The 23109-nt window shown below is 59.1% G+C and carries 21 protein-coding genes; 18 read left to right on the forward strand and 3 right to left on the reverse strand.

Features of this window, described 5'->3' with window-relative positions; translation table 11 throughout:
* Positions 1–23: 23 nt before the first annotated feature.
* The 3 genes from aat to infA all read left to right on the forward strand — a co-directional run bounded on the left by aat (position 24) and on the right by infA (position 1799).
* Positions 24–704, forward strand: coding sequence for a leucyl/phenylalanyl-tRNA--protein transferase (aat, locus tag DKY63_RS08600; RefSeq protein ID WP_110963722.1), 681 nt, complete (start codon positions 24–26; stop codon positions 702–704).
* A 56-nt stretch (positions 705–760) separates the two neighbouring features.
* Positions 761–1468: an arginyltransferase gene (locus DKY63_RS08605; RefSeq protein ID WP_110963723.1), complete on the forward strand. Its 708-nt coding sequence runs from the start codon at positions 761–763 to the stop codon at positions 1466–1468.
* 112 nt (positions 1469–1580) lie between these two features.
* Positions 1581–1799: a translation initiation factor IF-1 gene (gene infA / locus DKY63_RS08610; RefSeq protein ID WP_002553999.1), complete on the forward strand. Its 219-nt coding sequence runs from the start codon at positions 1581–1583 to the stop codon at positions 1797–1799.
* 109 nt (positions 1800–1908) lie between these two features.
* On the opposite strand, the gene clpA is transcribed toward infA, so the two are convergent.
* Together clpA and clpS are read right to left on the reverse strand one after the other, a co-directional pair.
* Positions 1909–4179, reverse strand: a complete 2271-nt coding sequence (gene clpA, locus DKY63_RS08615) for an ATP-dependent Clp protease ATP-binding subunit ClpA (RefSeq protein WP_110963724.1) — start codon at positions 4177–4179, stop codon at positions 1909–1911.
* Between the two features lie 30 nt (positions 4180–4209).
* On the reverse strand, positions 4210–4593 hold the full coding sequence (gene clpS / locus DKY63_RS08620; protein ID WP_110963725.1) for an ATP-dependent Clp protease adapter ClpS: 384 nt from the start codon (positions 4591–4593) through the stop codon (positions 4210–4212).
* Between the two features lie 225 nt (positions 4594–4818).
* Between clpS and cspD the strand changes: the two genes are divergently transcribed.
* Positions 4819–5088 (forward strand): cold shock domain-containing protein CspD, encoded by a 270-nt coding sequence (cspD, locus tag DKY63_RS32875; RefSeq protein WP_110967887.1) that lies wholly within the window; start codon positions 4819–4821, stop codon positions 5086–5088.
* An 83-nt stretch (positions 5089–5171) separates the two neighbouring features.
* On the opposite strand, the gene icd is transcribed toward cspD, so the two are convergent.
* Positions 5172–6428 carry an NADP-dependent isocitrate dehydrogenase gene (gene icd, locus DKY63_RS08630; protein ID WP_110963726.1) on the reverse strand — a complete coding sequence of 419 codons (1257 nt, stop codon included), beginning with the start codon at positions 6426–6428 and terminating at the stop codon, positions 5172–5174.
* Positions 6429–6934: 506 nt separating this feature from the next.
* Between icd and DKY63_RS08635 the strand changes: the two genes are divergently transcribed.
* From DKY63_RS08635 to nuoF, 14 genes are all read left to right on the forward strand, one after another.
* Positions 6935–9160, forward strand: coding sequence for an NADP-dependent isocitrate dehydrogenase (locus DKY63_RS08635; RefSeq protein ID WP_110963727.1), 2226 nt, complete (start codon positions 6935–6937; stop codon positions 9158–9160).
* Between the two features lie 195 nt (positions 9161–9355).
* Positions 9356–9802 carry an NUDIX hydrolase gene (locus DKY63_RS08640; RefSeq protein ID WP_110963728.1) on the forward strand — a complete coding sequence of 149 codons (447 nt, stop codon included), beginning with the start codon at positions 9356–9358 and terminating at the stop codon, positions 9800–9802.
* Between the two features lie 59 nt (positions 9803–9861).
* A complete protein-coding gene (gene mnmA / locus DKY63_RS08645; RefSeq protein ID WP_110963729.1) occupies positions 9862–11007 on the forward strand; it encodes a tRNA 2-thiouridine(34) synthase MnmA in 1146 nt (381 codons plus the stop codon).
* Positions 11004–11627: a high frequency lysogenization protein HflD gene (gene hflD / locus DKY63_RS08650; RefSeq protein WP_110963730.1), complete on the forward strand. Its 624-nt coding sequence runs from the start codon at positions 11004–11006 to the stop codon at positions 11625–11627. The genes mnmA and hflD overlap by 4 nt, the downstream gene beginning before the upstream one ends.
* Positions 11628–11754: 127 nt before the next feature.
* Positions 11755–13125: an adenylosuccinate lyase gene (gene purB / locus DKY63_RS08655; protein WP_110963731.1), complete on the forward strand. Its 1371-nt coding sequence runs from the start codon at positions 11755–11757 to the stop codon at positions 13123–13125.
* Positions 13126–13211: 86 nt separating this feature from the next.
* On the forward strand, positions 13212–14384 hold the full coding sequence (locus tag DKY63_RS08660) for a cupin domain-containing protein (RefSeq protein WP_110963732.1): 1173 nt from the start codon (positions 13212–13214) through the stop codon (positions 14382–14384).
* Positions 14377–14802, forward strand: a complete 426-nt coding sequence (locus DKY63_RS08665) for a GNAT family N-acetyltransferase (RefSeq protein WP_110963733.1) — start codon at positions 14377–14379, stop codon at positions 14800–14802. The genes DKY63_RS08660 and DKY63_RS08665 overlap by 8 nt, the downstream gene beginning before the upstream one ends.
* A gap of 268 nt (positions 14803–15070) precedes the next feature.
* Positions 15071–15832: a secretin N-terminal domain-containing protein gene (locus DKY63_RS08670; protein WP_110963734.1), complete on the forward strand. Its 762-nt coding sequence runs from the start codon at positions 15071–15073 to the stop codon at positions 15830–15832.
* Between the two features lie 476 nt (positions 15833–16308).
* On the forward strand, positions 16309–17634 hold the full coding sequence (aceA, locus tag DKY63_RS08675; RefSeq protein ID WP_110963735.1) for an isocitrate lyase: 1326 nt from the start codon (positions 16309–16311) through the stop codon (positions 17632–17634).
* A gap of 636 nt (positions 17635–18270) precedes the next feature.
* Complete coding sequence (locus tag DKY63_RS08680; protein WP_077045930.1) at positions 18271–18684, forward strand: NADH-quinone oxidoreductase subunit A; 414 nt, start codon at positions 18271–18273, stop codon at positions 18682–18684.
* A gap of 10 nt (positions 18685–18694) precedes the next feature.
* Positions 18695–19369, forward strand: a complete 675-nt coding sequence (locus DKY63_RS08685; RefSeq protein ID WP_110963736.1) for a NuoB/complex I 20 kDa subunit family protein — start codon at positions 18695–18697, stop codon at positions 19367–19369.
* Between the two features lie 72 nt (positions 19370–19441).
* On the forward strand, positions 19442–21226 hold the full coding sequence (gene nuoC, locus DKY63_RS08690; protein WP_110963737.1) for an NADH-quinone oxidoreductase subunit C/D: 1785 nt from the start codon (positions 19442–19444) through the stop codon (positions 21224–21226).
* 2 nt (positions 21227–21228) lie between these two features.
* Positions 21229–21726: an NADH-quinone oxidoreductase subunit NuoE gene (gene nuoE / locus DKY63_RS08695; protein WP_008020715.1), complete on the forward strand. Its 498-nt coding sequence runs from the start codon at positions 21229–21231 to the stop codon at positions 21724–21726.
* Positions 21723–23078: an NADH-quinone oxidoreductase subunit NuoF gene (nuoF, locus tag DKY63_RS08700; protein ID WP_110963738.1), complete on the forward strand. Its 1356-nt coding sequence runs from the start codon at positions 21723–21725 to the stop codon at positions 23076–23078. The genes nuoE and nuoF overlap by 4 nt, the downstream gene beginning before the upstream one ends.
* The last annotated feature ends 31 nt before the right edge of the window (positions 23079–23109 follow it).

Below are 23109 nucleotides of genomic sequence, written 5' to 3' on the forward strand. Positions count from 1 at the left end.
CCCCTTCTGCAAGCCCGGACGCCATGCTGACTTGGTTACAACGCAACTCCCTGACTTTCCCGCCGCTGGAAAAGGCCATGCGCGACCCCAATGGCTTGCTCGCCGCTGGCGGTGACCTGTCTGCCGACCGGTTGATTCAGGCTTACCGCCACGGCTGCTTCCCATGGTTTTCCGAAGGCCAGCCGATTCTGTGGTGGTCGCCAGATCCGCGCACCGTCTTGTTTCCAGACGAACTGCACGCGTCCCGCAGCCTTAGCAAATTATTGCGCCAACAACGCTTCCAAGTGACCTTCGACCGGGATTTCGCCGCCGTCATCCACGCCTGCGCCGAGCCACGGGAATACGCCGACGGCACCTGGATTACCGGCGCCATGCAGGACGCCTACCTGCAATTGCACAAGCGCGGTTATGCGCATTCGGTGGAGGTCTGGGACAAGGGTGTGCTCGTTGGAGGACTGTATGGCTTGGCAATGGGCCAGCTATTTTTCGGTGAATCCATGTTCAGCCGAGCCGACAATGCCTCAAAATATGGCTTTGCAACACTGGTGCGACACCTCAAGGAATCGGGCTTTGTGCTGATAGATTGCCAGATGCCGACCGATCATCTGCACAGCCTGGGCGCCAGGGCAATTCCCCGAAGCGCGTTCGCCGGCTACCTGTCGCAGTATCTAGACAAGCCCAATCGCGCAACCTGGGTTTGCTGAGCGACTTTTCCCAGCGTGGCTTACAATTAATCAAAAGCTTATCCCGAGGGTTGATCATGACCGAGTTGGCGCGTTTGAAGTTTTATGCCACTCAACCCCACTCTTGCAGCTATCTGCCTGAAGAGCAGGCCACGACCCTGTTCCTCGACCCTAGCCAGCCCATGGATGTGCATGTCTATGCAGATCTGTCGGAAATGGGTTTTCGTCGCAGTGGCGACCATCTGTATCGACCTCATTGCCAGAACTGCAATGCGTGCGTACCGGCGCGCATCCCCGTGGCGCAATTCACCCCCAACCGCCAGCAGAAACGCATTTTCAAGCGCAACGCCGACCTGCAGGTGCGCCCCGCCCGGCCAGGTTTCAGTGAAGAGTACTTCGACCTTTACCAGCGCTACATCGAGCAGCGGCACGCCGACGGCGACATGTACCCGCCCAGTCGCGATCAGTTTTCGACGTTCCTGGTCCGCGACCTGCCGTTTTCACGCTTCTACGAATTCCGCCTCGATGGCCGGCTGGTAGCGATTGCTGTCACCGACCTTCTGCCGAACGGCCTGTCGGCGGTCTACACCTTCTATGAACCGGATGAAGAGCGCCGCAGCCTGGGGCGGTTCGCCATCCTCTGGCAGATTGCCGAGGCCCGCCGCCTGGGCCTGGAAGCGGTGTATCTGGGCTACTGGATCAAAAACTGCAAAAAAATGAGCTACAAGACCCAATATCGCCCCATCGAGCTGCTGGTAAACCAGCGCTGGGTCGTCCTGAACTAGCACAACCCCTTAAACCCCTTGGCTTGCCCCCCACTTTTCGGGCACAATGCACGCCGCTTTTGCCTGGCGCAGTTGCACCGGGCCATTCACTGGACACCGAGGGCTTTACTGCATGTCGAAAGAAGACAGCTTCGAAATGGAAGGCACTGTCGTCGACACCCTGCCAAACACCATGTTTCGCGTGGAATTGGAAAATGGGCACGTCGTAACCGCGCATATCTCCGGCAAGATGCGCAAGAACTACATTCGTATTCTTACCGGTGACAAAGTGCGCGTCGAGCTGACGCCCTATGACTTGAGCAAAGGGCGCATCACTTACCGCGCTCGCTAAGCAGGTCAATACAAGACGCCCGGCATTGCCGGGCGTTTTTGTTTGCCTGCGATTTGACAGACAGCAAAAAGGCGCCAAACGGCGCCTTTTTGCTTTGTTGCGATCAACGTCAGGCCATTTCGGCCGTGGTCTCGAAGTCGAAGGTCAGCTCGCCGTCCTTGATGTCGATGTGTACCACACCGCCATGCTCGGCCAGCTCGCCAAAGAGAATCTCCTCCGCCAATGGACGCTTGATCTTGTCCTGGATCAGGCGCGCCATGGGTCGAGCACCCATCATTGCATCGTAACCACCGGCCGCCAGCCAGCTGCGGGCAGCGTCGGTGACTTCCAGCAAGACACGCTTGTCTTCCAGTTGCGCCTGAAGTTCGATAAGGAACTTGTCCACCACGCTCTTGATGACCTCGTGACTGAGGCGACCAAACTGGATGATGGTATCCAGACGGTTACGGAATTCAGGCGTGAAGCTCTTCTTGATCACTTCCATCGCATCGGACGAGTGATCCTGAAGGGTGAAACCGATCGAAGCACGTGCCGCGGTCTCTGCACCGGCGTTGGTCGTCATGATGACGATCACGTTACGGAAGTCCGCCTTGCGCCCGTTGTTGTCGGTCAGCGTACCGTGGTCCATAACCTGCAACAGCAGGTTGAAGACTTCCGGATGTGCCTTCTCGATTTCATCGAGCAACAGCACGCAATGCGGCTGCTTGGTGATGGCTTCGGTCAGCAGACCGCCCTGATCGAACCCGACATAGCCTGGAGGCGCACCGATCAGACGCGATACGGTGTGACGTTCCATGTATTCGGACATGTCGAATCGAACCAGTTCGACACCCAGCGCTTTGGCCAATTGCCGCGCCGCTTCGGTTTTACCAACACCGGTAGGACCGGCGAACAGGAACGAACCAACCGGCTTGTCCGGCGACTTGAGCCCCGCGCGGGACAGCTTGATCGCAGTTGCCAACGAATCGATGGCCGCGTCCTGACCGAACACGGTCAGCTTCAGGTCGCGCTCAAGGTTACGCAGCAGTTCCTTGTCGGAGCTGGTGACGTGTTTTGGCGGAATCCGCGCGATTTTCGCGACGATATCTTCGACTTGCGGCACATCGATGCGCTTCACGCGTTTCTCGACCGGTTGCAGACGCTGATAGGCGCCCGCCTCGTCGATGACGTCGATGGCCTTGTCCGGCATGTGCCGGTCATTGATATAGCGCGACGCCAGTTCAGCAGCGGCACGCAGGGCTTCATCGCTGTACTCGATGTTGTGATGGGTTTCGAAACGCCCTTTCAAGCCGCGCAAAATACCGATGGTGTCTTCCACCGAAGGCTCTGTCACATCGACCTTCTGGAAGCGCCGGGCCAGGGCACGGTCCTTCTCGAAGATCCCGCGGAATTCCTGGAAGGTGGTCGAGCCGATGCACCGGATATCACCGGACGAGAGCAGCGGCTTGAGCAGGTTCGAGGCATCCATGACACCACCAGACGCGGCACCCGCACCGATGATGGTGTGGATCTCGTCGATGAAAAGGATGGCTTGCGGACGTTTTTTCAGCTCGTTGAGCAGCGCCTTGAAGCGCTTCTCGAAATCACCGCGATACTTGGTGCCGGCGAGCAGTGCACCGAGGTCCAGGGAATAGACGACGCTGTTGCTCAGCAGGTCCGGCACCTGGTTGTCGACAATGCGCTTGGCCAGGCCTTCGGCAATCGCGGTTTTACCCACGCCCGCCTCGCCTACAAGCAGAGGATTGTTTTTGCGACGACGGGCCAGAATCTGCGCAACGCGCTCGACCTCCAGCTCACGCCCCACCAGCGGATCGATACGACCCTGGCGTGCGAGTTCATTGAGGTTGCTGGCATAAGCGTCCAGCGGGTTGCCTGAAGAAGAAGACTCACCGCCCTCGTCGTCCTGCATATCTTGCTCGCCCTCGGAGTGATCGCCGTGCCCTGGCACCTTGGAAATGCCGTGGGCGATGTAGTTGACGACATCGATACGGGCAACGCTCTGCTGTTTCAGCAGGAACACTGCCTGACTCTCTTGCTCACTGAAGATCGCAACCAGCACGTTGGCGCCAGTCACTTCGCGTTTGCCCGAGCTCTGTACGTGAAACACAGCACGTTGCAGGACACGCTGGAAGCCCAGGGTTGGCTGGGTCTCGCGATCCTCGTCATGCACGGGGATCAATGGCGTGGTGGAATCGATGAACTCCTGCAGGTCATGCTTGAGTTTGTCGAGGTTTGCGCCGCACGCACGCAGAACGGTGGCGGCAGCCTCATTGTCCAATAGGGCCAGCAGGAGATGCTCGACGGTCATGAACTCATGACGCTTCGAACGGGCCTCCTTGAAGGCAAGATTGAGGGTGACTTCGAGCTCGCGGTTTAACATAGCTTCACCTCATACCCAAGTGTCCGGCGATTAACCGTCCTTCTCGATTTCACAGAGTAGCGGATGCTGGCTTTCCCTGGCGTACTGGTTGACCTGCATGGCCTTGGTCTCGGCGATGTCGCGGGTAAACACTCCACATACTGCCCGTCCTTCTGTATGGACGGCCAGCATGACCTTGGTCGCCAGCTCGCGATTCAGGTTAAAAAACACCTCGAGCACTTCGACGACGAAATCCATCGGTGTGTAGTCATCATTAAACAGAACAACCTTGTACATCGGCGGCGCCTGTAAAGCAGGCTTGGCCTCCTGAACAGCAACGCCTGCGGAATCGTCGTCGTGTTCCTCTGGATGATCCTTCTGGAGAAACGGGCGATCCTGATTGAATGTTAGTCGAATCTGGCTGATTGCATGCATGGAAAGAAAGGTTCGTCAGTTGTGCAAATGCAGTGGTGGGGGCGGTCCTGGGCGATTTCAACTCCGACCTGCCGGGTCAACTTGACTATCGGCAAAACGGTGTTACAACCAATAGAGCCCACAGTGGGTAAAAAAGATCCGCGGAGTCAACTTCTTTTGAAGAAGCGACTGCGGATGGACTGGATGATACTCCAGTGATGGGGTCTGTTGCAGAGGGATATGAGCATGGCGTTCGGCAAGGTGAAATGGTTCAACAATGCCAAGGGATATGGCTTCATCAACGAGGACGGCAAGACAGAAGACCTGTTTGCCCACTACTCGGCCATCAAGATGGAAGGCTACAAAACCCTGAAGGCTGGCCAGGCAGTCACCTTCAATATTATTCAGGGGCCCAAGGGCCTGCATGCGGTCGAGATTCATGACGCTGCGATCAAGAATACTGATGCGGCGGCAGTCGCGGTGCCCGACAGCGCCCATGACACGGCCCTGAGCTGATCGACCCGCTCGCAATCCAGTCATAAAAAACCGCCCGGCTCAATCACTTGAGCCGGGCGTATTTTTTTGCAGCCTGGACGGGCTTACATGTGCTTGATCAGGGCTTCACCGAATCCGGAAGACGAAACCAGCGTGGCGCCTTCCATCAGACGCTCGAAGTCATAGGTCACGGTCTTGGCCGCGATCGCGCCGTTGGTGCCCTTGATGATCAGGTCCGCCGCCTCGGTCCAGCCCAGGTGACGCAGCATCATCTCCGCCGAAAGAATCACCGAACCCGGGTTGACCTGATCCTTGCCGGCGTACTTCGGCGCAGTGCCATGGGTGGCCTCGAACATGGCCACGGTGTCCGAAAGGTTGGCGCCCGGTGCGATACCGATACCACCCACTTCCGCCGCCAGGGCGTCGGAGAGGTAGTCGCCGTTGAGGTTCAGCGTGGCAATCACGTCGTATTCGGCCGGGCGCAGCAGGATCTGCTGGAGCATGGCGTCGGCGATGGCATCCTTGACGATGACTTCGCGACCGGTTTTCGGGTTCTTGAACTTCATCCACGGGCCGCCATCGAGCAGCTCGGCGCCGAATTCGTTCTTCGCCACCTCATAGCCCCAGTCCTTGAAGGCACCTTCGGTGAATTTCATGATGTTGCCCTTGTGCACGATGGTCAGCGACTTGCGGTCGTTGTCCACTACGTACTGCAAGGCCTTGCGCACCAGGCGCTGGGTGCCTTCTTTCGACACCGGCTTGATGCCGATGCCGCAGTCCTGGTCGAAACGGATCTTGGTGACACCCATTTCTTCCTTCAGGAACTTGATGACTTTATTGGCTTCAGGCGAGCCGGCCTTCCATTCGATACCGGCATAGATGTCTTCGGAGTTCTCGCGGAAGATCACCATATCGACGTCGCCAGGCTTTTTCACCGGGCTCGGAACACCCTGGAACCACACCACCGGCCGCAGGCAGACATACAGATCCAGCTGTTGGCGCAGGGCAACGTTGAGCGAGCGGATACCACCACCGACTGGCGTGGTCAGCGGGCCCTTGATGGAAACCACGTAATCTTTCACGGCATCCAGGGTTTCCTGGGGCAGCCAGGTGTCCTGGTCATAGACCTGGGTGGCTTTCTCGCCGGCATAGACTTCCATCCAGGAAATCTTGCGCTTGCCCCCATAGGCCTTTTCCACGGCAGCATCAACCACTTTGATCATGACGGGACTGACGTCGACGCCAATACCGTCGCCTTCGATGAACGGGATGATCGGATTGTCAGGAACATTGAGAGAATGGTCTGCATTGACGGTGATTTTGTCGCCGACGGCTGGAACCTGAATCTTCTTGTAACCCATGCTGAACTCCATCGATTGGATTGAACATCTGGCTTGGTTCGAGCGTAACCCAGTTAAATCAACGCGCAAACCCTATGTTCCGTCGATCTGCTGCAAAGCCCCGTCTTTGGCGAGCTACAAGCCTGAAAGCAAAGGGAAAACCGCCATTCTCAAGCACGACGAATGACGTCGCCTGCGGGTCGCCCCTGCGACCTTTAGACCAATGGACGAGAATCGATCCGCATGAACCATCGGCAGATTGCCAGCTACCTATGTATAATGCCGCCCGCTGACCATCGGGTCACAACGGCTGACCTCTCCTGCTACCGGAAAACGTAGCCGAGACTTTCCGCCAAAAGCCGGGCTGTTACCTCAGCCCACCTGCTTGACGCTCGACTGATGCACCCAACATCACCGCATAGAAACCTCGATATTCGGCTCATGGATGACTTTGAACGAACGCGCTTACCCGGCGCCCCTCGAGTTTCTGCGCACGCTTTAGCAAAGAAGAGAGAGTTAATCCGAATATGCCCACCCGCTCGAAGATCATCTATACCTTCACCGACGAAGCTCCCGCCCTCGCCACCTATTCACTGCTGCCAATCGTAGAGGCCTTCACCGCCTCCGCCGATATCGCCATGGAAACCCGCGATATCTCCCTAGCAGGGCGCATCCTGGCCAGCTTCCCCGAGCAACTGGGCGACAAAGCCGTAGCCGACCACCTCGCCGAACTGGGCGAACTGGCCGTTACGCCTGAAGCCAACATCATCAAGCTGCCGAACATCAGCGCCTCGGTTCCGCAACTGCAAGCCGCGATCAAGGAACTGCAAGCCCAGGGCTACAACCTGCCGGACTACCCGGAAACCGTGACCTGCGACGCCGACAAAGAAGCCAAGGCCCGCTACGACAAGGTCAAGGGCAGCGCCGTGAACCCGGTTCTGCGTGAAGGCAACTCCGACCGTCGCGCCCCGCTGTCGGTCAAGAACTACGCGCGCAAGCACCCGCACAAAATGGGCGCCTGGGCTGCGGACTCCAAGTCCCACGTAGCGCACATGAGCACCGGTGACTTCTACGGCAGCGAAAAAGCCGCCCTGATCGACGCCGCTGACGCCGTGAAGATCGAACTGATCGCGCAAGACGGCACCGCCACCGTCCTGAAGGAAAAAACCAGCGTTCAGGCTGGCGAGATCCTCGACTGCGCCGTGATGAGCAAAAACGCCCTGCGTGCCTTCATCGCCGCCGAAATCGAAAGCGCCAAGCAACAAGGCGTGCTGCTGTCGGTTCACCTCAAAGCCACCATGATGAAGGTCTCCGACCCGATCATGTTCGGCCAGATCGTTGCCGAGTTCTATAAAGAAGCCCTGACCAAGCACGCTGACGTGCTGGCACAGATCGGCTTCAACCTGAACAACGGCATCGGCGACCTGTACGCCCGCATCAAATCCCTGCCGGCCGAGCAGCAAGCCGCTATCGAAGCCGATATCCAGGCGGTCTACGCCGCTCGTCCTTCGCTGGCGATGGTCAACTCCGACAAGGGCATCACCAACCTGCACGTGCCGAGCGACGTCATCGTCGACGCCTCGATGCCTGCCATGATCCGTGACTCCGGCAAGATGTGGGGCACCGATGGCCAGCTGCACGACACCAAGGCCGTGATCCCGGATCGCTGCTACGCCACCATCTACCAGGCAGTGATCGAAGACTGCAAGGCAAACGGTGCGTTCGATCCGACCACCATGGGCAGCGTGCCGAACGTTGGCCTGATGGCCAAGAAAGCCGAAGAGTACGGCTCCCACGACAAGACCTTCCAGATCAAGGTCGACGGCGTGGTTCGCGTGACCGACAGCAAAGGCACCGTGCTGATGGAGCAGGCCGTTGAAGCCGGCGACATCTTCCGCATGTGCCAGACCAAGGACGCGCCGATCCAGGATTGGGTCAAGCTGGCCGTCAACCGTGCCCGCGCAAGCGCCACTCCGGCCATTTTCTGGCTGGACCCGATGCGCGCCCACGACGGCGTGGTGATCGAGAAAGTTCAGGCTTACCTGAAGGATCACGACACTGCCGGCCTGGACATCCAGATCATGGCACCAGTCGCCGCGATGAAGTACACCCTGCAGCGCACCCGCGAAGGCAAGGACACCATTTCGGTCACCGGTAACGTTCTGCGTGACTACCTGACCGACCTGTTCCCGATCATGGAACTGGGCACCAGCGCCAAGATGCTGTCGATCGTGCCGCTGATGAACGGTGGCGGCCTGTTCGAAACCGGCGCCGGCGGTTCGGCTCCGAAGCACGTTCAGCAGTTGCTGGAAGAAAACTTCCTGCGCTGGGATTCCCTGGGCGAGTTCCTGGCCCTGGCCGCTTCCCTGGAACACCTGGGCGTGACCTACAACAACGCCAAGGCGCTGGTTCTGGCCAAGACCCTGGATCAGGCGACCGGCCTGTTCCTGGACAACAACAAGTCGCCATCGCGTAAAGTCGGCAACATCGACAACCGCGGCAGCCACTTCTACCTGGCGCTGTACTGGGCTCAGGCCCTGGCCGCCCAGACCGAAGACGCTGCACTGCAAGCACAGTTCGCACCGCTGGCCAAGACCCTGACCGAGAACGAAGCAACCATCGTTGCCGAGCTCAACGCCGTTCAAGGCAAGCCAGTGGACATCGGCGGTTACTACCACGCCAATGCCGAGCTGATCAGCAAGGCCATGCGCCCGAGCGCCACGCTCAACGCGGCGATTGCTGCGCTGGTGTAAGGTTGTAAGGAAGTAAAGAAACCCCGGCCTCCATGCCGGGGTTTCTGTTTCTGAATTGCCTAAAATCCCCACTGTAGGAGCGAGCCTGCTCGCGATAGCGGTTTATCATTCAACATTGGTGTCGACTGCCCCACCGCGATCGCGAGCAGGCTCGCTCCTACAGTGACTTATGTAATTCTGCTATGGAGGAACCCCATGGACTGGCAACCCCACATCACCGTCGCCACCATCGTCGAAGACAACGGCCGCTTCCTGATGGTCGAAGAATCCAAGGGTGGCCGTAACGTGCTCAACCAGCCCGCCGGCCACCTGGACCCGAACGAAACCCTGATCGAAGCGGCCGTACGCGAAACCCTCGAGGAAACCGGCTGGGACGTCGAGCCGACCGGCGTGCTGGGCATTTACCTCTATACCGCCCCCAGCAACGGCGTAACCTATCAACGGGTGTGCTTCATCGCCAAAGCGCTGAAACACCATCCCGATTACCCACTGGACGACGGCATCGTCGGCGCCAAGTGGTTGACCCACGAAGAATTAATCGAGCAGCGCGACAACTGGCGCAGCGAGCTGATCATTCGCTGCATCGATGATTATCTGGCCGGCAATCACTTCAGCCTCGAATTGATCCGCCCTTCCCTTTAGCCTTGCGCGCGCGAGCCTGATAGAATCGCGTCCTTTTTCAAGACACTCATTGAATTCCTATGCGTGATCCAGCCCCTTCTGATACACAAAAGAAGCGCGTCATTGTCGGCATGTCCGGCGGCGTGGACTCTTCCGTTTCCGCTCTCCTGCTGATCGAGCAGGGCTACGAGGTGGAAGGCCTGTTCATGAAGAACTGGGAAGAAGACGACGGAACCGAATATTGCACCGCCATGGATGACCTGGCGGACGCCCAGGCCGTTTGCGACAAAATCGGCATCAAGCTGCACACCGCCAACTTCGCCGCCGAATACTGGGACAACGTCTTCGAGCACTTCCTTGAAGAGTACAAGGCCGGCCGCACGCCGAACCCGGACATCCTGTGCAACCGCGAGATCAAGTTCAAGGCGTTCCTCGACTACGCGATGATGCTCGGTGCCGACCTGATCGCCACCGGTCACTACGTGCGCCGCCGCGACATCGACGGTCGCACCGAACTGCTCAAGGGCCTGGACCCGAACAAGGACCAGAGCTACTTCCTGCACGCCGTCGGCGGCGAACAGATCGCCAAGACCCTGTTCCCGGTCGGCGAACTGGAAAAGCCCCAGGTGCGCGCAATCGCCGAGAAGTACGAACTGGCGACCGCGAAGAAAAAGGATTCCACCGGGATCTGCTTCATCGGCGAGCGTCGTTTCACTGACTTCCTCAAGCAGTACCTGCCGGCTCAACCGGGTGAAATCAAAACCACCGAAGGCGAAGTCATTGGCCGTCATCACGGCCTGATGTACCACACGATCGGTCAGCGCCAGGGCCTGGGCATTGGCGGCCTGAAAGATGCTGGCGACGAGCCGTGGTACGTCCTGATCAAGGACCTGGAGCACAACGAACTGATCGTAGGCCAGGGCAATGATCATCCGTATCTGTTCTCCCGCGCCCTGCTCGCCTCCGACATCTATTGGGTTAATCCGATCGACCTGAGCCAGCCGCGCAGACTGACTGCCAAGGTCCGCTACCGCCAGTGCGACCAGCCCTGCACCCTGGAAAAAACCGCCACCGGCTACCGCGCAACCTTCGATGACCCGCAACGCGCGGTCACTCCAGGCCAGTCCGTGGTGTTTTACGACGGCGAAATCTGCCTCGGCGGCGGCGTGATCGAAGTCGCCGAGCCATGGACCAGCAAAGGCGCTCTCAAAGGCGAACAGCAATGAGCCCCATTCAGGAGCAACTGACAGCGCTGGGCGGCGTGTTTCTCGCCGCCGTGCTGGTGGACAGAATCGCCAAGACCGGTCAGACCAACGAAGCAGGCCTGACCTGCATGCTCGGCAGCCTGTTGATCCGCGACCCCAAGGACACCCTGGAAGTCTACGGCGGCGACGACATCAATCTGCGCGAAGGTTACCGCGCTCTGATCGGCGCCCTCGAACGCGACCCGAGCGCTCTGCAGCGCGAACCGCTGCGCTATGCACTGTCCATGCTCGGCCTTGAGCGACAGCTGGCCAAGCGCGATGACATGCTCGACATCATCGGCAAGCGCCTGCCGCAGATTCAGTCCCAGGTCGACCATTTCGGCCCGGCCCACGAAAACGTGGTCGCCGCCTGCGGCGCGCTGTACCAGGACACCCTGAGCACCCTGCGCCAACGCATTCAGGTGCACGGTGACATGCGCAACCTGCAGCAACCGAGCAACGCCTCGAAAATTCGCGCCCTGCTGCTCGCCGGCATCCGTTCGGCACGCCTGTGGCGGCAGCTGGGTGGTCACCGCTGGCAGCTGGTAATCAGCCGCCGCAAGCTGCTCAAAGAACTGTACCCGTTGATGCGCAGCAGCTGAAACGCATCGGCGGCACCCTTTTGTAGTCTGTAACGCGTAATACGCTGGTCAGTTGGCGACGGACCCGCGGATATTTTCATGTATGATACGCGCCCCATTTCGTTGCCCGACTGTCCGAGAACACCCCATGCAGCTCTCTTCGCTCACTGCGGTTTCCCCTGTTGACGGCCGCTACGCCGGCAAAACCCAGGCCCTGCGCCCAATTTTCAGCGAGTACGGCCTGATCCGTGCCCGCGTTCTGGTTGAAGTACGCTGGCTCCAGCGCCTGGCCGCTCACCCTGCCATCAGCGAAGTGCCGGCGTTCTCCGCCGAAGCCAACGCTGTACTCAACGCCTTGGCGGAAAACTTCTCTCTGGAACACGCCGAGCGCGTCAAAGAGATCGAGCGCACCACCAACCACGACGTCAAAGCCATCGAATACCTGCTCAAAGAGCAAGCGGCCAAACTGCCGGAACTGGCCAAGGTCAGCGAATTCATCCACTTCGCCTGCACCAGCGAGGACATCAACAACCTGTCCCACGCCCTGATGCTGCGCGAAGGCCGTGATGACGTGATGCTGCCGCTGATGCGCCAGACCGCCAACGCCATCCGCGAACTGGCCCAGCGTTTCGCTGACGTGCCAATGCTGTCGCGCACCCACGGTCAACCGGCTTCGCCGACCACCCTGGGCAAAGAACTGGCCAACGTGGTTTACCGCCTGGAGCGCCAGATCGCTCAGGTCGCCGCCGTTCCGCTGCTGGGCAAGATCAACGGCGCCGTCGGCAACTACAACGCGCACCTGTCGGCCTACCCGCAGATCGACTGGGAAGCCAACGCCCGCGCCTTCATCGAAGACGAGCTGGGTCTGGGCTTCAACCCGTACACCACGCAGATCGAGCCGCACGATTACATCGCCGAGCTGTTCGACGCGATCGCGCGTTTCAACACCATCCTGATCGACTTCGACCGCGATATCTGGGGCTACATCTCCCTGGGTTATTTCAAACAGCGCACCATCGCTGGCGAAATCGGTTCGTCGACCATGCCGCACAAGGTCAACCCGATCGACTTCGAAAACTCCGAAGGCAACCTGGGTATCGCCAACGCACTGTTCCAGCACCTGGCGAGCAAGCTGCCGATCTCACGCTGGCAGCGCGATCTGACGGACTCCACCGTCCTGCGCAACCTCGGTGTCGGCTTCGCCCACAGCGTGATCGCGTACGAAGCGAGCCTCAAAGGCATCAGCAAGCTTGAGCTGAACGCGCAGAAGATCGCCGAAGACCTGGACGCCTGCTGGGAAGTCCTCGCCGAGCCGATCCAGACCGTGATGCGCCGCTACAACATCGAAAACCCGTACGAGAAGCTGAAAGAACTGACGCGCGGCAAGGGCATCAGCCCAGAAGCGCTGCAGACTTTCATCGATGGCCTGGAGATGCCAGCCGAAGCGAAAGCCGAGCTCAAGCAACTGACTCCGGCCAACTACATCGGCAACGCTGTAGCGCAAGCAAAACGCATCTGATCGACTGCTTGACCCGTTTGAGACGCCCGGCCGCGCCGGGCGTTTTTATTCCCGTCTGAAAAATGCTTTTTTTCAATAGGTTACATATGAATCCCGATATTCCTCTTCAACTTCTGGGTGGTCTTACGGCGCGCGAGTTCATGCGCGATTACTGGCAGAAAAAACCACTGCTGATCCGTCAGGCGATTCCTGATTTCGAAAGCCCGATCGACGCCGACGAACTCGCCGGCCTGGCCCTGGAAGAAGAAGTCGAATCGCGCCTGGTGATCGAGAACGGCGAGCGCCCATGGGAGTTGCGTCGCGGCCCGTTCGCCGAAGACGAATTCAGCAAATTGCCGGAGCGCGACTGGACCCTGCTGGTGCAGGCGGTCGACCAGTTCGTGCCGGAAGTCAGCGAGTTGCTGGAAAACTTCCGCTTCCTGCCAAGCTGGCGCGTCGACGACGTGATGATCAGCTTCGCCGCTCCAGGCGGCAGCGTCGGTCCGCACTTCGACAACTACGACGTGTTCCTGCTGCAAGGCCACGGCAAGCGCAACTGGAAAATCGGCCAGATGTGCGACACCGAAAGCCCGCTGCTGCAGCACGCCGACCTGCGCATCCTCGCCGAATTCGAACAGACCGAAGAATGGGTACTGGAACCAGGCGACATGCTGTACCTGCCGCCGCGCCTGGCTCACTGCGGCGTGGCCGTGGACGACTGCATGACCTACTCGGTTGGCTTCCGCGCACCGAGCGCCGCTGAAGTGCTGACCCACTTCACCGACTTCCTCAGCCAGTTTTTGACTGACGAAGAGCGCTACACCGACGCTGATGCGAAACCAGTCAGCGATGATCCACATCAGATCCAGCATGACGCCCTCGGACGCCTCAAGGCCCTGCTCGCCGAACACATGAGCGACGAACGCCTGCTGCTGACCTGGTTCGGCCAGTACATGACCGAGCCACGTTATCCAGAGCTCGTGGTCGGCCCGGAAGACGTCGAAGAAGAAGACTTCCTCAGCGCACTCGAAGACGGCGCCATCCTGATCCGCAACCCGAGCGCACGCCTGGCGTGGTCCGAAGTCGATGACGATCTGCTGCTGTTCGCCAGCGGCCAGAGCCGTTATCTGCCGGGCAAGCTGCGCGAACTGCTGAAGCTGATCTGCTCGGCTGACGCCCTGCATACCGATAACCTCGGTGATTGGCTGAGCGACGAAGACGGCCGCGGCCTGTTGTGTGAACTGGTCAAGCAAGGAAGCCTGGGGTTTGCCGATGAATAAGATTCACGTACGTGTCGCAGACTGGCAAAAGGACAACGCCGAGATCCGGCGCATTCGTGAAGCGGTGTTCGTCGCCGAGCAGTCCGTTCCGCCTGAACTGGAATGGGATGCCGACGATGTGACGGCCGTGCATTTCCTCGCCCTCGAAGGCGACTTTCCCATTGGCACCGCACGCCTGCTGCCTGATGGCCACGTTGGCCGTGTGTCGGTGCTCAAGGACTGGCGCGGTCTGAAAGTCGGCGATGCACTGATGCACGCGGTGATCGACGAAGCCGAGAAGCGCGGCCTGAAGCAGCAGATGCTCAGCGCTCAGGTTCAGGCCACGGCGTTCTATGAGCGCCTGGGCTTCAGCATGGTCAGTGAGGAGTTTCTGGAAGCAGGAATTCCGCATGTGGACATGGTGCGCCATTCCGCCTGAGGCAATCGCGAACAGGCTGTGAAACACACCACAAAACGCCCCGCCATTTTCGGATGCCGGGGCGTTTTGCTGTCTAGGATTCAACTAGACCCAATACAGGCCGACAAACTGGCACTATCAACACATTCACCTTTACCTGTAGGAGCGAGCCTGCTCGCGATGCACTTGAGAGCACCGCGGGGTATCAGGCTTCCCACGTAATCGCTCAACACCATCGCGAGCAGGCTCGCTCCTACAGATCAAGAATTCGAAGTCGGAGATAACGGAAATGTCCCTACGCACCCTGCTCAGCACACTGCTGGTGGCATGCAGTTTTTCAGCCATGGCGGCCACCGAAATCGTGCCCCTGAACTATCACACCAGCGCTGACATGCTGCCGGTGGCGCAAAATTTCATCGGTAAGGAAGGCCAGGTCAGCGCCTACGGCAATCAACTCATTGTCAACGCCGATCAGCGCAAAATCGACGAACTTAAGACCTTGATCGGTCAACTCGATACCGCCCCCAAGCGCTTGCTGATCACCGTCGACACCAACGAAAACAACGTTCAGGGCGATCAGGGCTATTCGGTCAACGGCGCCAAACCCAGCCAGGTCCGCATCATCAATCGTAGCACCGATAGCCGTGACGGCGGCATTCAGCAAATCCAGGCCACCGATGGCATGCCGGCCCTGATCCAGGTTGGTCAGAGCGTACCGATCACCAGCAGCCAGAGCGACTCCTATGGCGGTTACAGCAGCCAGACCCAATACCGCAACGTCACCCAGGGTTTCTACGTCACCGCCAGCGTCACCGGCGAGATCGTCCACCTGTCGATCAGTACCAACCATGACCGCATGAGCCAGGAACGTCCCGATGTAGTGAACGTGCAAAGCACCGACACAACCGTCACCGGCCGCCTGGGCGAATGGATCCTGCTGGCCGGCGTCAATGGCCAGACACAGGCCGACAAACAAGGCATAGCCCGCAGTTACTCTACCCAGAGCCGCAATGACATGACCCTGCGGGTGAAAGTCGATACTTTGGACTGAGACACCGAAAACTGACTGGCGAGTCGTATTAGACCAAAGATGTAGTGCTGAAAAAAAAGCACTACAAAATGTTTGACGAGGCAAAAAAGCGAAGGCATGATGGCCTCGCTCCCGCTAATCAGAGGCCCTGGCAAGGGCCTTCGAGGCGATGTTCGCTACTACCCCCGCGAACCGCTTCGTGTCTGTACCGCCCACAAGGTGTGTTTGACGAGGTTGCCGACTGGAACGAAGTTGTCCCGAGGGACGGAAGCGTAATTAGGTAAACCCGGCACCACACTGATGTTCGTACCAAGGCCCACGACGCCCGAATGCGCCCGCAGTTTCGCCCTTACCTGCTCACTTCCCCTCGAGCCCATCGTTCATCCCGTCGCCATCCCCGCCGATACCGACCTGAGCACCAAAGTCTCTGGTCAGCGAGCGCATGAATATTCCACCGCAGAACAACTTTTCATAAAGACGCGACGAGGTTTATCTCCATGGCACTGACACGCGAACAGCAAATTGCAGCCCTTGAAAAAGACTGGGCTGAAAACCCGCGCTGGAAAGGCGTGACACGCACCTACTCTGCTGCTGACGTCGTCCGCCTGCGTGGCTCGGTTCAACCAGAGCACACCTTTGCAAGAATGGGCGCCGAGAAGCTGTGGAACCTGGTCACCCAGGGTGCCAAGCCATCCTTCCGTCCAGAGAAAGATTTCGTCAACTGCATGGGCGCCCTGACCGGCGGCCAGGCCGTACAACAAGTCAAAGCCGGTATCCAGGCGATCTACCTGTCGGGCTGGCAAGTAGCCGCGGACAACAACTCCGCCGAATCGATGTACCCGGACCAGTCGCTGTACCCGGTGGACTCGGTTCCAACCGTGGTCAAGCGCATCAACAACTCGTTCCGTCGCGCCGACCAGATCCAGTGGAAAGCCGGCAAGAATCCGGGCGACGAAGGCTACATCGACTACTTCGCGCCAATCGTGGCTGACGCTGAAGCCGGTTTCGGCGGCGTACTGAACGCCTACGAGCTGATGAAGAGCATGATCGAAGCAGGCGCCGCCGGCGTTCACTTCGAAGACCAACTGGCTTCCGTGAAGAAATGCGGTCACATGGGCGGCAAGGTACTGGTTCCTACCCAGGAAGCAGTGCAGAAGCTGGTCGCTGCCCGTCTGGCAGCTGACGTTGCCGGTACTCCGACCATCATCCTGGCCCGTACCGACGCCAACGCAGCCGACCTGCTGACCTCCGACTGCGACCCGTACGACCAGCCATTCGTGACTGGCGAACGCACCCAGGAAGGCTTCTACAAAGTACGCGCCGGCCTGGACCAGGCGATCGCTCGTGGCCTGGCCTACGCGCCGTACGCCGACCTGATCTGGTGCGAAACCGCCAAGCCGGACCTGGACGAGGCTCGTCGCTTCGCCGAAGCGATCAAGAAGGAATACCCGGACCAACTGCTGTCGTACAACTGCTCGCCTTCCTTCAACTGGAAGAAAAACCTGGACGACGCGACCATCGCCAAGTTCCAGCGCGAACTGTCCGCCATGGGCTACAAGCACCAGTTCATCACCCTGGCCGGCATTCACAACATGTGGCACAGCATGTTCAACCTGGCGCACGACTACGCCCGCAACGACATGACTGCCTACGTGAAGCTGCAAGAGCAGGAATTCGCTGACGCCGCCAAGGGTTACACCTTCGTGGCTCACCAGCAGGAAGTGGGTACCGGCTACTTCGACGACATGACCACCGTGATCCAGGGTGGTTCGTCTTCGGTGACCGCGCTGACCGGTTCGACTGAAGAAGAACAGTTCCACTGATTCTGCTTCGTCTAAGACATCAGCCGCTGCGGACCGACTGAAAAGCTAACCGCAACGCTGCACATCTGACGCCCCGCCTGGTTCGGGGCGTTTTTTTGCGCGCAATTCACACCGCAAATCCTTGTAGGAGCGAGCCTGCTCGCGATGAGGCACTCACATTTGGCAGAGATGTGGCCTGACAGACCGCTATCGCGAGCGGGCTCGCTCCTACAAGGGGCGGTGGTGTTCGCAGAAAATCACCTACGCAGAGCGCTATCGACGCCAGGAAAGTCCGCTAAAACCTCCACCACCGCTACTTGCAGTAACCCCCATATAAGACAACTTCCCAACTTCAAACCGGATAAACAGTTTAAAATCCAAGCCAAACAATATTGATTATCATTTAGCTAAAACTATCTTCGTTACATTACCTACAAAACATAATTGACGAAAAATCGGCTAATGCCCGCAACGCAAGGGCTACAGGGGTTTTGGGGCATCGCTATGTCCTTATTCCTATAAATAATTTCGCTATAGGAATTTTACTTGCAGGGTGTTTAGCCATAAAATCAGCGGGATTGATTGCTGCGACATATCGTCACTGCATTGTTTCTTTTCAAGCTCAGAGACCCTTGCTCTCTGTTAAGGATTACCAGCATGCCCGAAGCGACAGGACTCATGGCCCACAACTGGGGCTTTGCCATTTTCCTTCTAGGCGTCATCGGCCTCTGTGCCTTCATGCTGGGCGTCTCCAGCCTCCTCGGGTCAAAAGCCTGGGGCCGCAGCAAAAACGAACCGTTCGAGTCCGGCATGCTACCTACAGGTGGCGCCCGCTTGCGGCTCTCAGCCAAATTCTATCTGGTCGCGATGCTCTTCGTGATTTTCGATATCGAAGCCCTCTTTCTCTTTGCATGGTCTGTGTCCGTCCGCGAAAGCGGCTGGACCGGATTCGTCGAAGCTCTCGTTTTCATAGCAATTCTGTTGGCAGGTCTTGTCTACCTATTCCGAGTGGGCGCCCTTGACTGGGCTCCGGAAGCTCGGCGCAAGCGGCAAGCGAAGCTGAAACAATGAGGCTTTGGCAATGCAATACAATCTCACCAGGATCGACCCCGATGCTCCTAACGAGCAGTATCCGATTGGCCAACGGGAAACCGTTTCCGATCCGTTAGAAGATCAAGTCCACAAAAACATTTTCATGGGCAAGCTCGAAGACGTGCTTAGCGGCGCCATCAACTGGGGTCGCAAGAACTCCCTGTGGCCGTATAACTTCGGCCTTTCGTGCTGCTACGTGGAAATGACCACCGCCTTCACGGCGCCCCACGACATCGCGCGCTTTGGCGCCGAAGTTATCCGGGCATCACCGCGCCAGGCGGATTTCATGGTTATCGCCGGTACCTGCTTTATCAAGATGGCGCCGATCATCCAGCGTCTCTACGAGCAGATGCTCGAACCGAAATGGGTTATCTCCATGGGTTCGTGCGCCAACTCTGGTGGCATGTACGACATCTACTCCGTGGTTCAAGGGGTGGACAAGTTCCTGCCCGTGGACGTCTACGTGCCTGGCTGCCCGCCTCGCCCTGAGGCTTTCCTGCAAGGCTTGATGCTGCTGCAGGAGTCGATTGGCCAGGAGCGTCGCCCACTTTCCTGGGTCGTTGGCGATCAAGGCGTCTATCGCGCCGACATGCCATCGGAAAAGGAAAAGCGCCGCGAACAGCGTATTCAGGTAACCAACCTGCGCAGCCCCGACGAAGTCTGATCCAGTTCCGCTGTTTCAAAGAAACGAAAAACTGGCTTCATTCTTTACGTTGACCGAAAGCGATAAATAACCATGACTACAGGCAGTGCTCTGTACATCCCGCCTTACAAGGCAGACGACCAGGATGTGGTCGTCGAACTGAACAACCGTTTTGGCCCCGAGGCATTCACCGCCCAGCCTACCCGCACCGGCATGCCGGTGCTTTGGGTTGCCCGCGCCAAACTCGTCGAAGTCCTGACCTTCCTGCGCAACCTGCCCAAGCCGTACGTCATGCTCTATGACCTGCACGGCGTGGACGAGCGTCTGCGCACCAAGCGTCAAGGGCTGCCCAACGGCGTCGACTTCTCCGTCTTCTATCACTTGATGTCGATCGAGCGTAATAGTGACGTGATGATCAAGGTCGCCTTGTCCGAGAGCGACCTCAGCTTGCCGACCGTCACCAGCATCTGGCCGAACGCCAACTGGTACGAGCGTGAAGTCTGGGACATGTACGGCATCGACTTCAAAGGCCACCCGCACCTGTCGCGCATCATGATGCCGCCGACCTGGGAAGGTCACCCGCTGCGCAAGGACTTCCCGGCCCGCGCCACCGAGTTCGATCCGTTCACCCTGAACCTGGCCAAGCAGCAGCTCGAAGAAGAGTCCGCGCGCTTCAAGCCGGAAGACTGGGGCATGAAACGTTCCGGCCCGAACGAGGACTACATGTTCCTCAACCTCGGCCCGAACCACCCTTCCGCGCACGGTGCATTCCGCATCATCCTGCAGCTGGACGGTGAAGAGATCGTCGATTGCGTACCGGACATCGGTTACCACCACCGTGGTGCCGAGAAGATGGCCGAGCGTCAGTCCTGGCACAGCTTCATCCCGTACACCGACCGTATCGACTACCTCGGCGGCGTGATGAACAACCTGCCGTACGTGCTTTCGGTCGAGAAGCTGGCCGGCATCAAGGTGCCAGAGAAGGTCGACGTCATCCGCATCATGATGGCCGAGTTCTTCCGGATCACCAGCCACCTGCTGTTCCTGGGTACCTACATCCAGGACGTTGGCGCCATGACCCCGGTGTTCTTCACCTTCACCGACCGTCAGCGCGCCTACACCGTGATCGAAGCCATCACCGGTTTCCGCCTGCACCCGGCCTGGTACCGCATTGGTGGCGTCGCCCACGACCTGCCGCGCGGCTGGGAAAAGCTGGTCAAGGATTTCGTCGAGTGGATGCCAAAGCGTCTGGACGAATACCAGAAGGCCGCCCTGGACAACAGCATCCTGCGTGGCCGTACCATCGGCGTCGCCGACTACAACACCAAGCAAGCCCTGGAATGGGGTGTCACCGGTGCCGGTCTGCGTTCCACCGGTTGCGACTTCGACCTGCGTAAGGCGCGTCCGTACTCGGGCTACGAGAACTTCGAATTCGAAGTACCGCTGGCCGCCAACGGCGATGCCTATGACCGTTGCATCGTGCGCGTGGAAGAAATGCGCCAGAGCATCAAGATCATCGACCAGTGCCTGCGCAACATGCCGGAAGGCCCGTACAAGGCGGATCACCCGCTGACCACGCCGCCGCCGAAAGAGCGCACGCTGCAGCACATCGAAACCCTGATCACGCACTTCCTGCAAGTTTCGTGGGGCCCGGTCATGCCGGCCAACGAATCCTTCCAGATGATCGAAGCGACCAAGGGTATCAACAGTTATTACCTGACGAGCGATGGCGGCACCATGAGCTACCGCACCCGGATCCGTACCCCAAGCTTCGCCCACCTGCAGCAGATCCCTTCGGTGATCAAAGGCAGCATGGTCGCGGACTTGATCGCGTACCTGGGTAGTATCGATTTCGTTATGGCCGACGTGGACCGCTAAGCATGAACAGCACGCTTATCCAGACAGACCGTTTCACCTTGAGTGAAACCGAGCGCTCGGCCATCGAGCACGAGTTGCATCACTACGAAGACCCGCGCGCGGCGTCGATCGAAGCTTTGAAGATTGTTCAGAAGGAACGTGGCTGGGTGCCGGACGGCGCCCTGTACGCCATCGGCGAAATCCTGGGCATCCCCGCCAGCGACGTCGAAGGCGTTGCAACCTTCTATAGTCAGATCTTCCGTCAACCGGTGGGTCGCCACATCATTCGCGTCTGCGACAGCATGGTCTGCTACATCGGCGGCCACGAGTCCGTAGTCAGCGAAATCCAGAGCAAGCTGGGCATCGGCCTGGGCCAGACCACTGCCGACGGTCGTTTCACCCTGCTGCCGGTCTGCTGCCTCGGCAACTGCGACAAGGCGCCGGCGCTGATGATCGACGACGACACGTTCGGTGATGTGCAGCCAGCTGGCGTTGCCAAATTGCTCGAGGGCTACGTATGACCCTGACTTCCTTCGGTCCTGCCAACCGCATCAAGCGTTCGGCCGAGACTCACCCGCTCACCTGGCGTCTGCGTGACGACGGCGAAGCCGTCTGGCTCGACGAGTACCAGGCCAAGAACGGTTACGCCGCTGCGCGCAAGGCCTTCGCCGACATGGCTCAGGACGACATCGTCCAGACCGTGAAAGACTCCGGCCTCAAGGGCCGCGGCGGTGCAGGCTTCCCCACTGGCGTGAAGTGGGGCCTGATGCCCAAAGACGAATCCATCAACATCCGCTACCTGCTGTGCAACGCGGACGAAATGGAACCCAATACCTGGAAAGACCGCATGCTGATGGAGCAACTGCCCCATCTGCTGATCGAAGGCATGCTGATCAGTGCCCGCGCTCTGAAAACCTACCGTGGCTACATCTTCCTGCGTGGCGAGTACACCACCGCCGCCAAGCACCTGAACCGTGCCGTGGAAGAAGCCAAGGCTGCGGGCCTTTTGGGCAAGAACATTCTGGGTTCGGGTTTTGATTTCGAGCTGTTCGTCCACACCGGCGCCGGGCGTTACATCTGCGGTGAAGAAACCGCACTGATCAACTCCCTCGAAGGCCGCCGCGCCAACCCGCGCTCCAAGCCACCCTTCCCTGCCGCCGTTGGCGTGTGGGGCAAGCCGACCTGCGTGAACAACGTCGAGACCCTGTGCAACGTGCCGGCAATCATTGCCGACGGCGTGGACTGGTACAAATCCCTGGCTCGCGAAGGCAGTGAAGACATGGGCACCAAGCTCATGGGCTTCTCCGGCAAGGTCAAGAACCCTGGCCTGTGGGAGCTGCCGTTCGGCGTGACCGCACGCGAGCTGTTCGAAGACTACGCCGGCGGCATGCGCGACGGTTACAAGCTCAAGGCCTGGCAGCCAGGCGGAGCCGGTACCGGTTTCCTGTTGCCGGAACACCTGGATGCACAAATGTACGCCGGCGGCATCGCCAAAGTGGGCACCCGTATGGGTACCGGCCTGGCCATGGCGGTGGACGACAGCATCAATATGGTGTCCCTGCTGCGCAACATGGAGCAGTTCTTCGCCCGCGAATCCTGCGGCTTCTGCACCCCTTGCCGTGATGGATTGCCTTGGAGCGTCAAGCTCCTGATGGCGATCGAGAACGGTCAGGGGCAAGCCGGCGACATCGAGACCCTGCTGGGTCTGGTCGGTTACCTGGGCCCGGGCAAGACCTTCTGTGCTCACGCACCGGGCGCCGTGGAGCCATTGGGCAGCGCCATCAAATACTTCCGCCATGAGTTCGAAGCCGGTATCGCGCCTGCAAGCGCCGCCGTCCCGCCTCTAGCAAAGCCGATCGTAGTCGGCGCGTAAACGCTTAAAAAAAGCGAAGGGTCCGTGCCCT

Origin of the sequence: Pseudomonas putida (assembly GCF_003228315.1) — a bacterium.
Classification (GTDB): domain Bacteria; phylum Pseudomonadota; class Gammaproteobacteria; order Pseudomonadales; family Pseudomonadaceae; genus Aquipseudomonas; species Aquipseudomonas putida_S.

Bases quoted from the DNA above. Each gene is read 5' to 3' on its own strand.
- icd (WP_110963726.1), bottom strand. From the start codon at position 6,428: ATGGGTTACAAGAAGATTCAGGTTCCAGCCGTCGGCGACAAAATCACC.
- clpS (WP_110963725.1), bottom strand. From the start codon at position 4,593: ATGCATGCAATCAGCCAGATTCGACTAACATTCAATCAGGATCGCCCG.
- DKY63_RS08605 (WP_110963723.1), top strand. From the start codon at position 761: ATGACCGAGTTGGCGCGTTTGAAGTTTTATGCCACTCAACCCCACTCT.
- nuoC (WP_110963737.1), top strand. From the start codon at position 19,442: ATGACTACAGGCAGTGCTCTGTACATCCCGCCTTACAAGGCAGACGAC.
- hflD (WP_110963730.1), top strand. From the start codon at position 11,004: ATGAGCCCCATTCAGGAGCAACTGACAGCGCTGGGCGGCGTGTTTCTC.
- DKY63_RS08640 (WP_110963728.1), top strand. From the start codon at position 9,356: ATGGACTGGCAACCCCACATCACCGTCGCCACCATCGTCGAAGACAAC.
- DKY63_RS08670 (WP_110963734.1), top strand. From the start codon at position 15,071: ATGTCCCTACGCACCCTGCTCAGCACACTGCTGGTGGCATGCAGTTTT.
- nuoF (WP_110963738.1), top strand. From the start codon at position 21,723: ATGACCCTGACTTCCTTCGGTCCTGCCAACCGCATCAAGCGTTCGGCC.
- DKY63_RS08665 (WP_110963733.1), top strand. From the start codon at position 14,377: ATGAATAAGATTCACGTACGTGTCGCAGACTGGCAAAAGGACAACGCC.
- nuoE (WP_008020715.1), top strand. From the start codon at position 21,229: ATGAACAGCACGCTTATCCAGACAGACCGTTTCACCTTGAGTGAAACC.
- aceA (WP_110963735.1), top strand. From the start codon at position 16,309: ATGGCACTGACACGCGAACAGCAAATTGCAGCCCTTGAAAAAGACTGG.
- purB (WP_110963731.1), top strand. From the start codon at position 11,755: ATGCAGCTCTCTTCGCTCACTGCGGTTTCCCCTGTTGACGGCCGCTAC.
- DKY63_RS08660 (WP_110963732.1), top strand. From the start codon at position 13,212: ATGAATCCCGATATTCCTCTTCAACTTCTGGGTGGTCTTACGGCGCGC.
- infA (WP_002553999.1), top strand. From the start codon at position 1,581: ATGTCGAAAGAAGACAGCTTCGAAATGGAAGGCACTGTCGTCGACACC.
- clpA (WP_110963724.1), bottom strand. From the start codon at position 4,179: ATGTTAAACCGCGAGCTCGAAGTCACCCTCAATCTTGCCTTCAAGGAG.
- DKY63_RS08685 (WP_110963736.1), top strand. From the start codon at position 18,695: ATGCAATACAATCTCACCAGGATCGACCCCGATGCTCCTAACGAGCAG.
- DKY63_RS08635 (WP_110963727.1), top strand. From the start codon at position 6,935: ATGCCCACCCGCTCGAAGATCATCTATACCTTCACCGACGAAGCTCCC.
- DKY63_RS08680 (WP_077045930.1), top strand. From the start codon at position 18,271: ATGCCCGAAGCGACAGGACTCATGGCCCACAACTGGGGCTTTGCCATT.
- aat (WP_110963722.1), top strand. From the start codon at position 24: ATGCTGACTTGGTTACAACGCAACTCCCTGACTTTCCCGCCGCTGGAA.
- cspD (WP_110967887.1), top strand. From the start codon at position 4,819: ATGGCGTTCGGCAAGGTGAAATGGTTCAACAATGCCAAGGGATATGGC.
- mnmA (WP_110963729.1), top strand. From the start codon at position 9,862: ATGCGTGATCCAGCCCCTTCTGATACACAAAAGAAGCGCGTCATTGTC.